The following is a 16,357-nucleotide window of genomic DNA, read 5'->3' as shown; positions in this document are numbered from 1 at the left end:
CTCAATTTTATATCACAGCGTATCAGCAAAATTCTTTTTTAGGAATGTCCGTTTTATTAATTCGTGTTTTTTTTCAATAAGGCATCAATGAGCTCGCTATCCTCAGTTATTAGCAAAAAAAGAATCCTCTTCCGTTTTCACGACCGCTGATGCTTGCAAAAACATGAAGGTTTTATCTTTTTATTGATTATTTTTAACTCAACTAATACGTTTTGAAAAGAGTAACCACCATAATCCTAATTCACTTATTGCTCGCATCGATCCTGCTGCAGGCACAATCGATCTATTTTAAAAACTATCAGACACATGATGGCCTATCCAATAGCTCTGTCAAGTGCATTACACAAGATATTCAAGGCTTTTTGTGGTTAGGAACAAGAAATGGTCTTAATCGTTTTGACGGCAATCAATTTAAGGTATTTAGACACAATACTGCCGATTCCTCTAGTATTGGAAGCTCCTCCATTTTAAGTCTCTTGACAGATAGCAGAGGGCTTATGTGGGTCGGAACAACGCGAGGTACCTATTGTTACGATCCCATAAAAGAGAACTTCAAACCATTCAACCGTATTCCAATAGGTGAAGTAAATGCCTTACTCGAATATGCGGGTTATATCTGGTTACTTTGCAATGGAAAACTCTATCGTTACAATCCTTATACAAAGGAAGTAATGCCATTTGATCAATTCAAGAATACGATTGTCGCTGTAACAAGCAGCAAGAAAGCAGGACTTTGGTTTGCAGACAATAACAATACAATACAACGGTACCAAGTCAACAATGGTAAATTTATCCAAATTGATCTCAAAAAAATAGATCGAAAAGCACTGGCAAACACCAAGACAGTCTACGCCATCAACGACTCGCTCCTTATGCTGGGTACCATCAATACGGCTTACCTGTTTGATTTCAAAAACGGAACGCTAAAAAATCTATTCGCAGCACAGTATCCCAACAGGGTTATCCAGGCAAACTGCATTATTCAACAGACAGCATCTATATTTTGGATCGGAACAGAAACAGGAATATATACCTATAATATCCATACAGGTCAAAGCCAACATATCAAAAAAGACCTACTCAATCCGTTTGCCATATCTGATAACGCAGTGCTTAATTTCTATAGGGACCGGGAAGACAATATCTGGTTCGGAACATTTTTTGGCGGTTTCAACCAGTATAGCAATCAATTCGACAACTTTAAGAAATATCTATCCGGATTCGGGAAGTCAGCCTTATCAGGAAATATTGTCCATGAGATCAACAAAGATAAATATGGGAATTTTTGGATAGGGACAGAAGATGGTGGTCTCAATAAAATAGATGCTTATACGCAACAAATTCAGCATTTTGTCGCCAATGGAAAAAAGGGCAGTATTGCACACAACAATGTTCATGGATTAGCTATAATTGGCGATGACTTATGGGTCGGTTCCACGACGCATGGACTGGACATACTCGATGTAAAAACGGGAAAATTAAAAAAACATTATGATCACATCGGTCAGGGACCTTTACGAAGCACCTTCGTGGTTTGCCTCTATAAAGCCAGAGACAACAGCCTATTTGTAGGGACTGACCGCGCATTGTACCGCTATAACAAAGACAAAGACCGTTTCGATCTACTCCCGATCAGCGCATGGATACAAGGTATTTATGAAGATGATTCGGGTATCCTTTGGATCAATACCTATGGCAGCGGTGTCTATCAGTATAATCGCCGTTCGGGGGACATACGCCATTTGTATTCTGAACAAGGCAAACAAAATACGTTGATCAATAATTATGTCAATGGCCTATTTGAGGATAGCAAGAAAAACCTTTGGTTCTGTACGGAAAGTGGGCTTTCAAAATACCGTCGTAATGGGCATTTCACCAACTATCTCACCGAATCAGGTTTGCCATCCAACCAAGTATTCAAAGTGCTGGAAGACGACAACCATACCATATGGATATCAACCGGCGGAGGACTGGTCAAACTCGAGGAAAATGTCCCAAGGAGGGTTATCTATACGTCGAGAGACGGTCTTCCAGCAGATCAATTCAACTATAATTCAGCATTTAAGGATAGCGACGGTACTTTATATTTCGGTACTATTAAAGGAATGGTTAGCTTCAATCCAACAAAATCGATCAAGAATAGCTTCGTTCCACCTATATTTATCAGTGGTATTCAGATAAACAATACCAGCGTCCGTGTACATGAAAATGGCATACTGAAACAATCCATCTCCCTCTCAAAGGAAATACACCTCACTTACGACAATTCCAATATCAGTTTCAATATTGCCGCTTTGAGCTTTGTCTCTCCAAAAAGCAACGCCTATAGGTACATCATGGAAGGCTATGACAAAGACTGGACAGATATCACCGGCAACCAAAAAATCTACTACAACAAACTCCCGCCAGGCACTTATACGTTTAAATTCAGAGGAGCCAACAATAATAGCGTCTGGAATCCAACAGAAAAAAAACTTCTAATTATTGTTTCGCCACCATGGTGGTTGTCCAGTTGGGCCTACATTTTTTATTTCCTTACTTTCGGTACAATTGTGCTGCTGGTATTGCGTTATTATTTTCTGCTCATAAAGGCCAACAATGCCCAGAAGATGGATAGCTACGAACGAAAAAAAGAACAAGAAATATACAATCTCAAACTGGAATTTTTCACCAACTTAGCGCACGAAATCCGCACGCCACTCACACTGATCAAAATGCCACTTGAGAAAATAATCAATAATCATAAATTCTCCGACCGCGACACGGTCAAAGATCTCGCACTCATTGAAAAAAATACATCGCGGCTGATCCGTCTTACCAACCAATTACTGGATTTTAGAAAAGCAGAAACTAATAATATGAGCCTTATTTTTACAAAAACGGATATCAATTCCCTGTTGTCCGAAGTATTCAACGATTTAAATTATCTTGCCAAAGATAAACTGTTACATTATGAGTTATTCTTGCCTCGAATCAGTCTTACAGCTTATGTAGATGAAGAAGCCTTACGGAAAATATTTACTAACCTCATCCATAACGCCATCAAATATGCCGAATATGAGGTCTTCGTTAAGCTTCTCCCGTTTAATAGTGATGATATTATGTTCAACATTGAATTTAAGAATGATGGAGAACTCATTCCCTTTGAGAAAAGAGAAAAAATTTTCGAACCCTTTTATCGTTTAAATGAATCCGACAAAGATACCGGGACCGGTATAGGCCTTCCCCTATCACGTTCTTTGGTGGAACTGCATCAGGGAACACTATCCCTCGTACATTTAGAAGAAAACCGCAATATATTTCTTCTCTCCATCCCGATTTTTCAGGAACAATCCTTAGATATTAAATCTTTCCAAGAAGAGCTGGAGGATACCGACTCCGGTGACAAAGCGGAAGAACAGGATGAAGAAAAACCTGTGATTCTATTGGTCGAAGATAATAAAGAAATACTGGCCTACCTGAATAAAGAATTAAAAATCAGTTACACCATCCTCAGGGCAAGCAATGGTGCCGAGGCGCTCGACATATTAGATCACGCGAATGTACAGCTGGTACTGACAGATATTATGATGCCTATTATGGATGGCCTTGCCTTATGTAAACGGATAAAAACAGACATTCTTTATAGCCATATTCCAGTGATTTTCCTGACGGCAAAAAACGCGCTGGATTCAAAAATTCAGGGATTAAAAAATGGTGCTGATGCTTATATCGAAAAACCTTTTTCACTCGAGTTCTTAATGGTCCAAATACGCAATATTCTAAAGAACCGTCGCATTATTAAAAATTATTTCACCAATTCTTCCAGCAATTTAGTGGATATTCATGTTTCCGCACGGGACAAAGATTTTATCAGTAAACTGAATAATATTATTTATGAAAATATTTCGGACATCGACCTCAACGTCGACGAACTTGCAAAACTGATGAACATGAGTCGTCCTACGCTCTATCGTAAAATCAAAGGTCTCTCTGATCTAACCCCAAACGAATTGATCAATATTTCAAGGTTAAAAAAAGCTGCAGAACTGCTGACGCAAAAAGAATATAATATTACACAGATCTCCACGATGGTGGGCTATACGGTGCAATCCAATTTCTCGCGAGATTTTCATAAACATTACGGGATGCCACCGAGCACCTATATTCTTGAAAATAGCAAATAGGTGTGAAGTAGAACTGTCCACTGCGATATAACTACCACATGGAGCAGGTACTGCTATCATATCGTCCCAATCAGTAAAGGATGGAAAGTCAACGTAAGTAAACGCTTCCGGCCGGCAGTTGAGATAACGTAGACGTATCCTGACTTGAAATACGTCTACGATAATAGCTTAGTTTTTACTTTTGGGGACAAAGAACGCCGCCAATAACATAAACACCCCTGCCAACAACAAGCCATAAATGGATTGGCTATGGAAAAAATACTTAATAATCATGCCTCCGAAAAAGCCACAGACGATCTGAGGCAAAGTAATAAAGAAATTAAAAAGTCCCATATAAACACCCATTTTACCCGCAGGCAAATGATCGCTCAAAATTGCATAGGGCATTGCCAAAATACTTCCCCAAGCAATACCTATACCGATCATGGGAAGAATCAGTAAATTGGCATCTTTAATCAGAAATAAAGAAATTAAGGACAGTCCGCCGATGGAAAGACCAAGCGAATGAGTTTTGCTACGTCCAAAACGTTTGGCTATCCGAGGAATACACAGAGCATAAAGGGCTGAAACTCCATTATAGATACCAAAAAGTACGCCTACCCAATTCGCGGCCTCCATATAGAGATCCTGTCGATTCCCTTCCCGAAGGTAGAAAACCGAATCTGCGATGGCCGGTGTGGTATATACCCACATCATAAAAAGAGCAAACCAGGAGAAAAATTGTACCCAGCCAAGCTTGCGCATGATCAAAGGCATCTTAGCAATATCACTGACAATAGATCGCAGGCCAAATTTTGGAGCCGTCTCCTTTTCACCGGCAATAGTATCTGAAAAAGTCTGGAGTTGAGCCGGGGTATACTCTTTGGTTTTGAAGACAGACCACAATACGGACAGGAGCAGCACAAAACCACCTAGATAAAAGGAGTAAATAACATTACTCGGTACCTGTCCAACTTCAGAGGTTCCAGCAACATCAAAATATTTCGTCAATATGAAAGGAAGCAGGGATCCCAAGACGGCCCCAATACCAATTAAAAAAGTTTGTACCGAGAAACCGAGACTGCGTTGACTGCTCGGCAGATTATCTCCGATCAGTGCTCGAAATGGTTCCATCGTCACATTGATAGAGGCATCCATAAACATCAGTAATCCTGCTCCTATCCAAAGCGGTGTGAGCAATGCCGTAAATAATGCCGCATTGGGCATTAAAAACAAGGTGATTGTCGTCAGCAGGGCGCCCACTAAAATATAAGGACGACGACGTCCTAATTTATTCCAGGTTCGATCACTATAATGCCCTATAATAGGCTGCACAATCATCCCCGTAATCGGAGCAGCAAGCCAGAAAAGCGAGAGATGTTCCACATCAGCGCCAAATGTCTGGAGAATACGGGAGGCATTGCCATTTTGCAAAGCAAAACCCATTTGTATCCCCAAAAACCCAAAACTCATATTGATGACCTGGCTAATGCTTAATTCAGGTTTTTTTCCCATAATAGGCTATCAAAATTTAAGACAAAATACAATTTAATTATCACTTATTTCCTATTTTCAGCAGCGTAAGATCGGTTCTTTCACTGCTGAATACAGGGATTTATCTAGCCTGAGACACTTGCTTTTTGCTGTGTCCCGCCAATAGGAAAGCTTGGGTTTCTGTCAGGATCTGTGCTGCGGTTTCACTGATATTTTCAATCGTATAACCATCGGCATGTACAGCAATTGACAAGGTCGCTCCGCGAAATAAAACACGGAATTTGTATCCCGCCCATTCTTTCGGTAACATCGGGTTCAAATAGAGCTTTCCATCCTTAATCCGCATGCCGGCAAAACCTTCTACAATGGTCATCCAAGTACCGGCCATGGAAGTAATGTGCAGGCCATCTTCGGTATCGTTGTTATAATCATCCAGATCAAGGCGTGCGGTCCGCAGATAAAACTCATAAGCTTTCTCAGGTTTATCAAGCTTGGCCGCCAATATTGCATGTACGCAAGGCGAAAGAGAGCTTTCGTGTACCGTGAATGGCTCATAGAATTCATAATGCCGCTGTAGTGCCTCCACATCAAACTGTTCTTCAAGAAAATAAAAGCCCTGCAATACATCCGCCTGTTTGATGTAACAAGAACGAAGAATCCTATCCCAGCTCCAATGCTGGTTGATCGGACGTTGAGCTGGATCTAGTTGCGCGACAGGAATTAAATCTTTGTCCAGGAAACCATCTTGCTGCAAAAATACATTGCGCTGCGCATCAAAAGGATAATACATCTTATCGATAATATGTTGCCATTTTTGCAGCTCTTCAGTCCGGATTGCCAATTTGCCTTTTAATGAAGCTGAGTTATCAGAAGCCAGCTGCTCTAGTTTTTCCAAACAGTGCAAGGTATATTCTAAGCACCAGGATGCAATACGATTGGTATACCAGTTGTTGTTGACATTGTTTTCATACTCATTCGGTCCTGTAACGCCCAACATCACATATTGCTCGCGTTCCGAGCTCCAATTGACACGTTGTGCCCAGAATCGGCTTATCGCTACCAAGACTTCCAACCCATGGGACCAAATGTAATCCTGATCTCCAGTATAACGGACATAATTATATATTGCAAATGCTATTGCTCCATTACGATGAATTTCCTCAAAGGTAATTTCCCATTCATTATGACATTCCTCGCCATTGATCGTCACCATCGGATAGAGTGCAGCTCCATTGGTAAAGCCGAGTTTTTCGGCATTTTCGATCGCCTTGCCCAATTGCTGATGACGATAAATCAATAAATTACGGGCGATCTTTGGCGATTGCGTAGCGAGGTAAAAAGGGATACAGTAAGCTTCGGTATCCCAATAGGTAACACCGCCATATTTCTCACCTGTAAAACCTTTGGGACCAATATTGAGGCGCTCGTCCTCTCCCGTATAAGTCTGATTAAGCTGAAAGATATTATATCTTATCGCTTGCTGTGCAGCGACATCACCGCTGATTTCGATGTCACTTTCTGCCCAGATCTGCTGCCAAGCTGCGGCCTGCTTTTCTTTAAGCTGCTCATAACTCAGCGTTTTTAGCTGGCGTACATTTTCCGAAGCAGCTTCTTTTAATTGGGATGCCGCATGATTTTGTGAAGTCACAATAGCAACGCGCTTCTCAAAACAACATATTTGAGATTCGGCGAGATCTGTTGTAAAAACCTCTGCCATATAACCAGCGCTTGTAATTGTATCCTGTATTTCAATTCTGCCATCAGAAGAACTCAGTTTGTTTTCAAGCATCGCATAAACCTCAAAACCTGTCTTCTTGGTACGTGCGGCCACAAAAATGTGATCGCCCTCCTTACCCTGTGCTGTGCTTTCCCAGAATTGTTCGTCGTAGTTGCTATCACGGTTAACAACTTGAGCATTTAGATAAGATCTCATCTCCAAGGCTATTTTGCCCGAAAGTACTTCTATCTTATATTGCAATGAAGCCGTTTCAGAAGCAAAAAGATGATACATCCGGCTTGATTCTACCTTAAGCTGTACCCCATCAGGCATCTCCGCGATAAAACTTCGGTATAAAATTCCATTTTGCATATCCAGACGGCGTTCAAAGGATTTAACAGTCACTTTCGCCAGATCAAGCGGCTGACCATTGACAAGAATATGTAGCCCTATCCAATCAACGGAATTGATGACCTTGGCGAAATATTCAGGATAACCATTTTTCCACCATCCTACCCGTGTTTTGTCCGGATAATAGATCCCCGCTAGGTAAGAGCCCTGTAACGACTTCCCACTAAACTCTTCCTCAAAATTCCCCCTTTGCCCCATCCGACCATTACCAATAGCGAAGATACTTTCCGAAAATTCATTATGCTCGGGACGAAACGTGTCTTCGATAATTTGCCAAGGGTTATGTTTGATATATGTTTTCATCTTTTTATTTTTTTCAATGCGCGATCCACCTCGATCATGCTGGTCTTCTTTGCCAATGCGATCCAGGTCTTGCTTCCAACATTTGAATTGCTCCTAAAATTTAAAATTTATCGACTAGGGCTCCTAAATCAGCCACCACTAAATCGGCTCCGTTAAGATGTTCGGCCTGTCCGACTCCTATTACTTGCATGCCTGCTGCCCTTGCCGCATCTATTCCAGCCTGGGCATCTTCGAGCACTAGACAACATGCCGGCTCTATTCCCAAAGCCTCAGCTCCCTTCAGAAAAACTTCCGGATTGGGTTTGGAAAGCTGCACAACATTTCCGTCAATCAACGCGTCGAAATAATCAACAATTCCTGTTTTTTCAAGAATGCCCAATGCATTCTTACTGGCCGAACCAAGTGCTATCCGAATATCCTTTTCCCGCAGTTTTTTTAATAGATCCAAACTGCCTGCGAGCAAATGTTCAGGACTCAGCTGCTCGATCAATTCCAGGTACCATTGATTCTTTTTAGTGAGCAAAACAGCTTTCTCGGTTTCGGATTTTTCCAATCCTGCCCAGTTTAAAATCAGTTCCAAGGATTCAACACGGCTTACACCTTTCAGCTGTTCATTGTCGACCACAGAAAACGAATAACCTAGTTCCGCCGCCAACCTACGCCAAGCTTGAAAGTGATAAATGGCGGTATCCACCAGCACACCGTCCAAATCAAATAGGACGGCTTTTACATTATTATAATTAATCATTGAAAAATGAATGCTATAGAAATTTAATTTATGTTAGAACTTCAGCTCCAGGACCTTCGTCTCATACGCTTCAAGCTTCAGGGTATTGTCTGTTGGCATGGTTTCTTGCTTTTGGATAATATCGAAGTAGGATTTCACCTGGTTATTTCGTTCTTTAAAACGGTCGAACTTCAGCTCCTTGGCTGCGTCATTGCAATTCATGACAACCATGATTGTCTGCTGCTCGTTGTATCGGAAATAGACATAAATACCATCCTCGGGCACATACTGCATCGTTTTTCCCGTCTGCAATACAGCGTGCTGTTTACGATAATTGGCGAGGGTCTGAACAAAGGTCCACATCTCCTGTTCACCCTTTGTCCTTCCGGCCAGAGTAAACTTATTTAGTTTATCTCCTGCAAAACCTCCCTGGAAATCTTCCCGTAACAAGCCATCTGGATTCGAGAAATTCTTCATCAGAATTTCAGCACCATAATATAACTGAGGAATACCCCGCGTGGTCAATAGCCAAGCCATGGCTGATTTATATTTCTGCACATTTTCACCTACAACGGAAAAAAAACGATCTTTATCGTGATTATCCAAGAAAAGCACATTTCGCTCGGGATGCGGGTATTGATAATCCGAAGCCAAGGTTGAATATAATTTATTGGCACCGGCAGTCCATTCGGTCTTTTGGTTGAGCGCATCACCTATCGCATAATTAAGCTGAAAGTCCGTTACGCCCATCAGCTTGGAATCCACGTCCTGCCCTACCCGTTTACCGCCCAGAAAATAGGCCTGATTGGCAACCCCGTGTACCCATGTTTCGCCAAAAAAGGTAAACTTTGGATACTCCTGCTGAATACGATCGGTCCATTTTGCCATAAAATCAAGATCATTATAGGGATAGGTGTCAATCCGGAAACCATCGATTGCAGCTGTTTCTATCCACCAGATATGACTCTGCGTCAGGTAGTTTTGAACATATGGATTTTGTTCGTTCATGTCTGGCATAGTGGGCACAAACCAGCCTTTGACCATTTTTTTCTTATCTTCTGCTGAGGCATAAGGGTCAAAAACGGTCTGATCTTTATAGGAAGTCTGGGTATACGTAGGCCACTCATTGAGCCAGTCAGCCATCGGTTTGTCTTTCACGGTCCAATGATAGCTACCAATATGATTGGGCACCACATCAAAAATCAGTTTCATCTGCCGCTTGTGTAACTGTTCGCCCAATTGAACATAGGTATCATTGCTACCAAAGCGAGGGTCGATATGATATGTTTCGGTATTTGCATAGCCATGATAAGAAGCCTGTGGCATATCGTTGGTCAATACAGGTGTCAACCACAGTGATGTTACGCCGAGATCCTGCAGATAATCGAGCTTTCCAATAATACCCTCCAGGTCGCCACCGTGGCGCAAGTACATGGAATCGCGGTTTAAGCTCATATCCAACATACCTTTTACCTGATCATTTGCCTTATTTCCATTGGCAAAACGGTCCGGCATAATAAGATAAATCAGATCTGCGCTGCTCACACCTTGCGCTTTTATTTTTTGGTCTCTTTGTTTTAACTCATAGCGGTAAGTTAGTTTTTTCTTTCCTTGGCTAAAAGTAAATGTTGACCAGCCCGGTTTAGCCGAAGCGGCAACCTTTACATCCAAAAACAGATAATTGGGGTTTTCTACACGATTGACTTTGACAAGTTCGATTCCTTTATCCTCTACCTGTACCTCGCTTTTTCCGATCTGAGGACCATAGACGACGAGCTGCAGGGTCGGGTTTTCCATTCCTACCCACCAGTTTAAAGGTTCTACGCGCTGAATGGATTGCCCCAATAAGGGGCTCCATCCAAGCACAGTAAGTGCGACTAATACGGTTGTGGTCTTTCTATTTCTTTTTAACATCATTCGTTCTTATTTCTTTGTCAGTGTATAGGTATTTGCATTGAGATCCAAGACAATATCATACGTCCCTGCAGTCGCCACAGCGATGTTGGCGCCACCGGCCAACAAACTTCCGTTAGCACCTCCAAAATTGGTTCCCCAATCGTGATTTTTACGGAATTTGATTTCGCCTGCTGTTAAACCAACGGTCAGCTTCCATACTTGATTGGTATTATCAAATTTCATATCCGTATCGGCATCCCAGCCCTTCGGTGTGGCACTGCCAATAATACCCCAATTGTGATCTTTAAATGAAATTGTGTTGGCTGTTGTATTGACCTCGATTTCCAGATTACCTGCACGCGGTGCTTTTATATTTCCACCGCCATTGAAAGCGAGTTTACCATCGGCAGTTTGTCCGTAAGAATTTGCCCAGTTACGTTCCGTCGTAATCTTAAATTCTGAATTCGCTTCCGAAAAGAAGATAATGCCGGTATAGATACCGTTACTTGTTGGGGAGACGATAGATTCAGCTGTTGCCGGATCCCATCCCTGATAGGCTCCTGGAACATACAAATAGCTCGTCGACGCATAAGGACTTGCTTTAAGGCCTGACAGAACCGAATATACAGCCGCAATTTTCGCATTGATACTCGACTTTAGGCGAATGTCAAACTCAGATGCCTCGCCTGTTGGAACGCCCAGCGCAAGTAGGTAACCGTTCAATTCATAACCCGTAAAGCCTATCGCCGTACGTCCGCTTGGAACGACCACTTCCTTTACTGTTTTAAAATTGTCCCCTTTGAGCCCAAATTGGAGCACATTGGTTATCGCTGCCTGAAATCCAAAATCTGCTGGCACCAGCGAAAGGTGCAGCACCGTATCACCTGCATTTTCTTTTGACAGGGTTAGGTTGGTTTTATCTAGGGTTAATACAGCTGCTTTTACCGCATCCTCCGTAGACAGACGCGCCTGAGTTTCATCTTTTTTACAGCTCTGGAAGACCACAAACAAGGTCAGGATCATTCCGATATAGTGTAGTATTTTCATCTGTTAATAAGTTCTCTTTTTCGATTACGATTAATTATAGCCTGGATTCTGTACAAGATTGGGATTCGCAATAATATCCGAAGCTGGGAGCGGAAACAACGTTCTATACCCTGCAACTGCCTGACCAGCAAGCACGCCACCTTTAAAAGGCCAGAGATAATTATCGCCTGTAAATTTGCCGTAACGGATTAGATCTGAGCGTCTAAATCCCTCCCAGTATAGTTCTTTCACACGCTCATTGAGAATATCATCCAAAGAAAGATTTGTTAAGTTTCCGCTGTTGTTACCGTAGGCTCGCACACGCAGTTTATTGACATAGTCCAATGCTTTTGCCAAATTGCCTCCAGAACCACCCCGCAAGGTAGCTTCAGCGTAAATCAAATTCATTTCTGCCAAACGAATCAACGGAAAGTCTACGGAAGCAACGAAACCTTCAGCCGCCGGAGGAGCAGTCTTACCGTCCTTGTTCACGTTGCGGAATTTGGTAACTGCCAATCCCTGCTTGTAAACAGCGATGTCTTCAATTTTAACACTTGTATTTAAGTGAAACATTGCCCGTTTATCTGTGGCCCCGGAATAGTCTCCAAAAATTGTTGCTATATTATCGCGGGTTCTATTTCCTGCCCAACCGCCACCGGGTACACCGAAAGATGTCGGATTCATGGTAGCATCAATCGCCGCATTGATCAGGTAAGTTGTACCGCCCTTGCTCTGTGTTTTCGTTCCATCATAAGGCAGATAAAAAATAAATTCCGGATTGTTCACATCATTATCTGCATAGAAAAGCTCCCGGTAATTTGCCCCCAGGCTATAGCCCGAGTTCAATACCTTTTCTGAATATGTAATGGCTTCACTATATTTTTTATTCCCAGCACCTAGATAGACTTCAGCATTGAGGTATAATCTGGCCAGAAGCCCCCATGCCGCGACTTGGTCCACACGGCCATATACATTCTGTCTGGCCCCTTTTAGCTGACCTGCAACCTCCAACAACTCTTTCTCCACATAAGCGAAAAGCTCGGGTCTTTTGATCTGCGGTGGCGATATTTTGCCTACAGGAGTTTCCTCGGTTACGAAAGGTGGATTTCCAAACAAATCAAGCAGTACCCAATAGTTATAAGCACGTAAGAATCTTGCTTCAGCACGATAATAGGCTATTTCTGTTTTATCTGCATCAGAAATAGCACGCTCAGCCAATTTGGCATCCGTACTTTCTCTCAAAAATTCATTGACAAGTGTGGCACTATAGACACAGCGGGTGTAAAGACCCCGCAGCATAGGGTTGCTGTCGTCAAAATCCAGGTAATCAAGCCCACTAATTCCCGAGTCATTGAGCCATGCACATGCAGCCTCATCTGTAGTAAGTTCCTGCGCATTCCAAAAAAGGCGCAAAAAATCAGACGTACCTGCATCCAAGCCCCCTAGGTCAGAGTTATTCGGCCCCGAAGTACTGGTTAAGGTCAATGAACCATATAATCTTGCAAACGACGAGGTGTAGCCTTTAAAGTCCTGATAAGCTACGTCCGCGGTTACATCGTTTGTCGGTTTTAAATCCAAATCCTTATGGCAGCTGCTCAAAGCCATGGCCAGCAAGCAAACACCTATATATTTATTTAATCTTTTCATTGTTATTTCATTTAAAAATTCACATTTACACCCAAAACATAGGTCCGGGGCCGAGGATAAAAACGGTCGTCTATACCATTGGATATCTCCGGGTCAACGCCTTTATACTTACTGATGGTAAATACATTTTGGACGGTTGCAGAAATTGACATGGAAGCCTTACTATTCCGGAGAAACTTCCCTAGATTGTAGCTTAAGTTGATATTATCCATCTTCAGGAATGAAGCGTTCTTGATATAGTAGTCACTTCTAAGCTGTTTGAGCAAGAAATTGGTATTGAAAAAATCTACAGGAGCATTGTTAATGACCAAAACTGCTTGATCATTGATATTCGCCCCGCTGCCTAGGTTAGAGGAAACATTATCGTAGACATAATTATCCAGATTGGCACGCAACACCGTCGTTGCCGACCATTTTTTGTAGCTATAAGCAGCTGTGAAACCCAAAAGATATTTAGGTAAAGGTGATTTGTACAAATAACGGTCGTTATCGCTGATGACTCCGTCTCCATTACGGTCTACATAGACACCTTCGACAGGATGCCCCTGGCTATCGTACACTTGCTGGAATACATTGAAACTATTTGGCATAAAATTAACCTTATGTGCCTGAATATTTCCGCCTGTACCACCACGGATTCCGCCTGTCTCTACGATAAAGTTTGGATCATCACTCTGCGTCAGATTGGTTACTTTACTTTTATTGTAGGTCAGATTAAAACCTATATCCAAGGTCGAATTATCTGTTTTTACAGGAATAAAATGTAAATTAAATTCTAAACCCTGGTTTTCCATATTACCGACGTTAGTCAATAGGAAATTGCTAAAGTTCGAACCTACGGCAACAGGAATCGTACTGAGTAGGTCTTTGGTCTTTTTCGAATAATAATCCACACTACCATAAATTCGGTTGTCGCTAAAACCAAAATCAACGCCAGCGTTGTAGGTTGTGGTATTTTCCCAGCGTATGTCCTTATCATAGGCTACAGGAGAATTTAAATAATAGTACTCATCACCAAAACGGTACATGGACTCGTTGCCACTGATAGTATAATTAGGTAAATAAGAATAGTTGGCTATACCATCTTGCTGCCCGGTTTTTCCATAACTTAAACGAAGTTTCAGCTCTGATACTGCCGCAATTTCCTTTAAAAACCCTTCATTTTTCGCCCGCCAGGTAAAACCGACTGAAGGAAAATATCCCCAGCGATTATCCGGACTAAAACGGGAAGAACCATCTGCCCGTAATGTTCCTGAAACCACATAGCGATTATCGTAGGTATAGATTAGACGCCCATAATAGGAGATCAATAAATTTTCGGGTTTATCAAAAGCTCTCGTTGGTTCATTGAGTATTTTATCCCCTTCGGCATTTGTACGGTTAAAGTTGTAGACTTTACTGCTATTTTTATAATAGCCATAACCTAACGTCGCATCAATATTGCTTTTGATTGCAGGCAATTCCTTATCATACTTGAGGTAGAACTCAAGGGTTTTATTATTGATATCGGTTTTATACTGCGTTCTTTCACCGCCCTCATTAAAGTTGCGGGCAGCTATCGCAGGGGTGAATGTATTCCCCTTTGAGCGGGCCAAATCATAACCTACATTTAGGTTAGCATGCAGTTCCGGAAGAAAATGAAAACTATAGTCCACTTTCGCATTTCCAATACTTCTAAATACGTCGCCATTGTCTTTCCGCAGATCCAACAAAGCCAGTGGGTTTCGTGGCGCATTTGGATTAGGTTTACCCCCTTGGATCCATTCATAATACCCGCCAAAACTATTTTTATCTTCGACAAAAACCGGTTGTGTCGGATCAAATTGAATCGCTGTTCCGATCGCGTCTTGCGTTGCAAATTTGGATTTCGACCAAGTACCACGTACATTCACATCCAGCGAAAGGTGATTGTCCAAAAATTTCGGTGTCAAGGCCAATGCCGCAGTCGTCCGTTTTAAGTTGTCATTTTTCAGCACCCCATCCTGATTCATATAACCTGCAGAAATACGATAAGGCATATTTCCAGCTTTGGAAGCGATGTTAATATTATTATCCGTTGTAAATGCATTGCCATAGATCACATCCTGCCAATCGGTATTTGCAGTTCCTAGCAGCTTTTTCATTGCATCACTGCCATTGGTATTGACATAATCTCGGATTTGGTCCGCATTGAGCAATTTAACTTTATTGGCTACCGTCGCCAGCGAATTCTGCGTAGAGAAGTTAATCTGTGTTCCCGAGCGGCTCCCTTTTTTAGTCGTAATTAAGATGACACCATTCGATGCGCGCGAACCGTAAATTGCCGTTGCGTTGGCATCTTTCAAGATGGTGAATGTTTCAATATCATTTGGGTTAATCAAACTCAATGGGTTTGCGACCCCCGATACCGATCCACCTGCCAAGGGAATTCCATCAACAACAATAAGCGGGTCATTGCTGGCATTTAATGAAGCCCCTGTACGGATCCGGATTGTGCTTCCTGCACCGGGCTGCCCACCACTTGTTGTGATCTGCACGCCAGGAACTTTACCCATAATGAGCTGCTCAGGTGAAGAGATCTGTCCTTTTTGAAAATCCTTGGAACTCACCGTACTGATCGACCCAGTAAGATCACTTTTCTTTTGCGTACCATACCCGATCACAACGACTTCCTCCAAAGCACTTGTATTGGATTTGAGGTATAAATTTAACGGATTGAGGCCATCTTTCACCTGAATTAACGTATCCAAGCTCGCGTATCCGACCATACTTACTTTCAGCCGTAATTTCCCCGTTTGTAGTCTATCCAAGCTAAAATCCCCATTCGCTTTAGTAGACAGTGATTTTTGAAGTTCCTCGAAGCGCAGTGTAGCGCCCACCAAAGAACTTCCATTCTGGTCCATTACCCGCCCCTGAAGCGTCGCCTGTTGGGCAAATGCCGAAGCACTTACACCGAGTAGCATGTTCAGGGCCCAAAATGGACGTAGTAGCTGTTTGTTCATAAAATAACTG

8 protein-coding genes are annotated in these 16,357 nt (G+C 42.3%); 1 reads left to right on the top strand and 7 read right to left on the bottom strand.

From position 1 onward, the window contains the following. Positions 1 to 212: 212 nt before the first annotated feature. On the top strand, positions 213 to 4,166 hold the full coding sequence (locus tag B3C94_RS09500) for a hybrid sensor histidine kinase/response regulator transcription factor (protein WP_293902579.1): 3,954 nt from the start codon (positions 213 to 215) through the stop codon (positions 4,164 to 4,166). A gap of 168 nt (positions 4,167 to 4,334) precedes the next feature. Here B3C94_RS09500 and B3C94_RS09495 read toward each other — a convergent pair whose 3' ends face one another. The 7 genes from B3C94_RS09495 to B3C94_RS09465 form a co-directional block, all read right to left on the bottom strand. Then, the gene (locus B3C94_RS09495; RefSeq protein WP_293902576.1) at positions 4,335 to 5,660 is read right to left on the bottom strand and encodes an MFS transporter; all 1,326 of its coding nucleotides are present in this window, start codon (positions 5,658 to 5,660) and stop codon (positions 4,335 to 4,337) included. A 100-nt stretch (positions 5,661 to 5,760) separates the two neighbouring features. Then, positions 5,761 to 8,070: a family 65 glycosyl hydrolase domain-containing protein gene (locus B3C94_RS09490; protein ID WP_293902573.1), complete on the bottom strand. Its 2,310-nt coding sequence runs from the start codon at positions 8,068 to 8,070 to the stop codon at positions 5,761 to 5,763. A gap of 100 nt (positions 8,071 to 8,170) precedes the next feature. Further along, positions 8,171 to 8,818, bottom strand: coding sequence for a beta-phosphoglucomutase (pgmB, locus tag B3C94_RS09485; protein ID WP_293902570.1), 648 nt, complete (start codon positions 8,816 to 8,818; stop codon positions 8,171 to 8,173). A 33-nt stretch (positions 8,819 to 8,851) separates the two neighbouring features. Then, positions 8,852 to 10,714, bottom strand: a complete 1,863-nt coding sequence (locus tag B3C94_RS09480) for a glycoside hydrolase family 13 protein (RefSeq protein ID WP_293902567.1) — start codon at positions 10,712 to 10,714, stop codon at positions 8,852 to 8,854. Positions 10,715 to 10,720: 6 nt separating this feature from the next. Continuing rightward, positions 10,721 to 11,740 carry a SusE domain-containing protein gene (locus B3C94_RS09475; protein ID WP_293902564.1) on the bottom strand — a complete coding sequence of 340 codons (1,020 nt, stop codon included), beginning with the start codon at positions 11,738 to 11,740 and terminating at the stop codon, positions 10,721 to 10,723. A gap of 30 nt (positions 11,741 to 11,770) precedes the next feature. Then, the gene (locus B3C94_RS09470; protein WP_293902561.1) at positions 11,771 to 13,366 is read right to left on the bottom strand and encodes a RagB/SusD family nutrient uptake outer membrane protein; all 1,596 of its coding nucleotides are present in this window, start codon (positions 13,364 to 13,366) and stop codon (positions 11,771 to 11,773) included. An 11-nt stretch (positions 13,367 to 13,377) separates the two neighbouring features. Continuing rightward, positions 13,378 to 16,347, bottom strand: a complete 2,970-nt coding sequence (locus B3C94_RS09465) for a SusC/RagA family TonB-linked outer membrane protein (protein ID WP_293902558.1) — start codon at positions 16,345 to 16,347, stop codon at positions 13,378 to 13,380. Between the last annotated feature and the right edge of the window lie 10 nt (positions 16,348 to 16,357).

This window comes from Sphingobacterium sp. UBA5670 (assembly GCF_002420705.1).
GTDB lineage: Bacteria > Bacteroidota > Bacteroidia > Sphingobacteriales > Sphingobacteriaceae > Sphingobacterium.
The sequence above is the reverse complement of the archived record's forward strand: the minus strand, read 5'-3'. Positions and strand labels throughout refer to the sequence as shown.

Bases quoted from the DNA above. Each gene is read 5' to 3' on its own strand.
- pgmB (WP_293902570.1), bottom strand. From the start codon at position 8,818: ATGATTAATTATAATAATGTAAAAGCCGTCCTATTTGATTTGGACGGT.
- B3C94_RS09480 (WP_293902567.1), bottom strand. From the start codon at position 10,714: ATGATGTTAAAAAGAAATAGAAAGACCACAACCGTATTAGTCGCACTT.
- B3C94_RS09470 (WP_293902561.1), bottom strand. From the start codon at position 13,366: ATGAAAAGATTAAATAAATATATAGGTGTTTGCTTGCTGGCCATGGCT.
- B3C94_RS09495 (WP_293902576.1), bottom strand. From the start codon at position 5,660: ATGGGAAAAAAACCTGAATTAAGCATTAGCCAGGTCATCAATATGAGT.
- B3C94_RS09475 (WP_293902564.1), bottom strand. From the start codon at position 11,740: ATGAAAATACTACACTATATCGGAATGATCCTGACCTTGTTTGTGGTC.
- B3C94_RS09465 (WP_293902558.1), bottom strand. From the start codon at position 16,347: ATGAACAAACAGCTACTACGTCCATTTTGGGCCCTGAACATGCTACTC.
- B3C94_RS09490 (WP_293902573.1), bottom strand. From the start codon at position 8,070: ATGAAAACATATATCAAACATAACCCTTGGCAAATTATCGAAGACACG.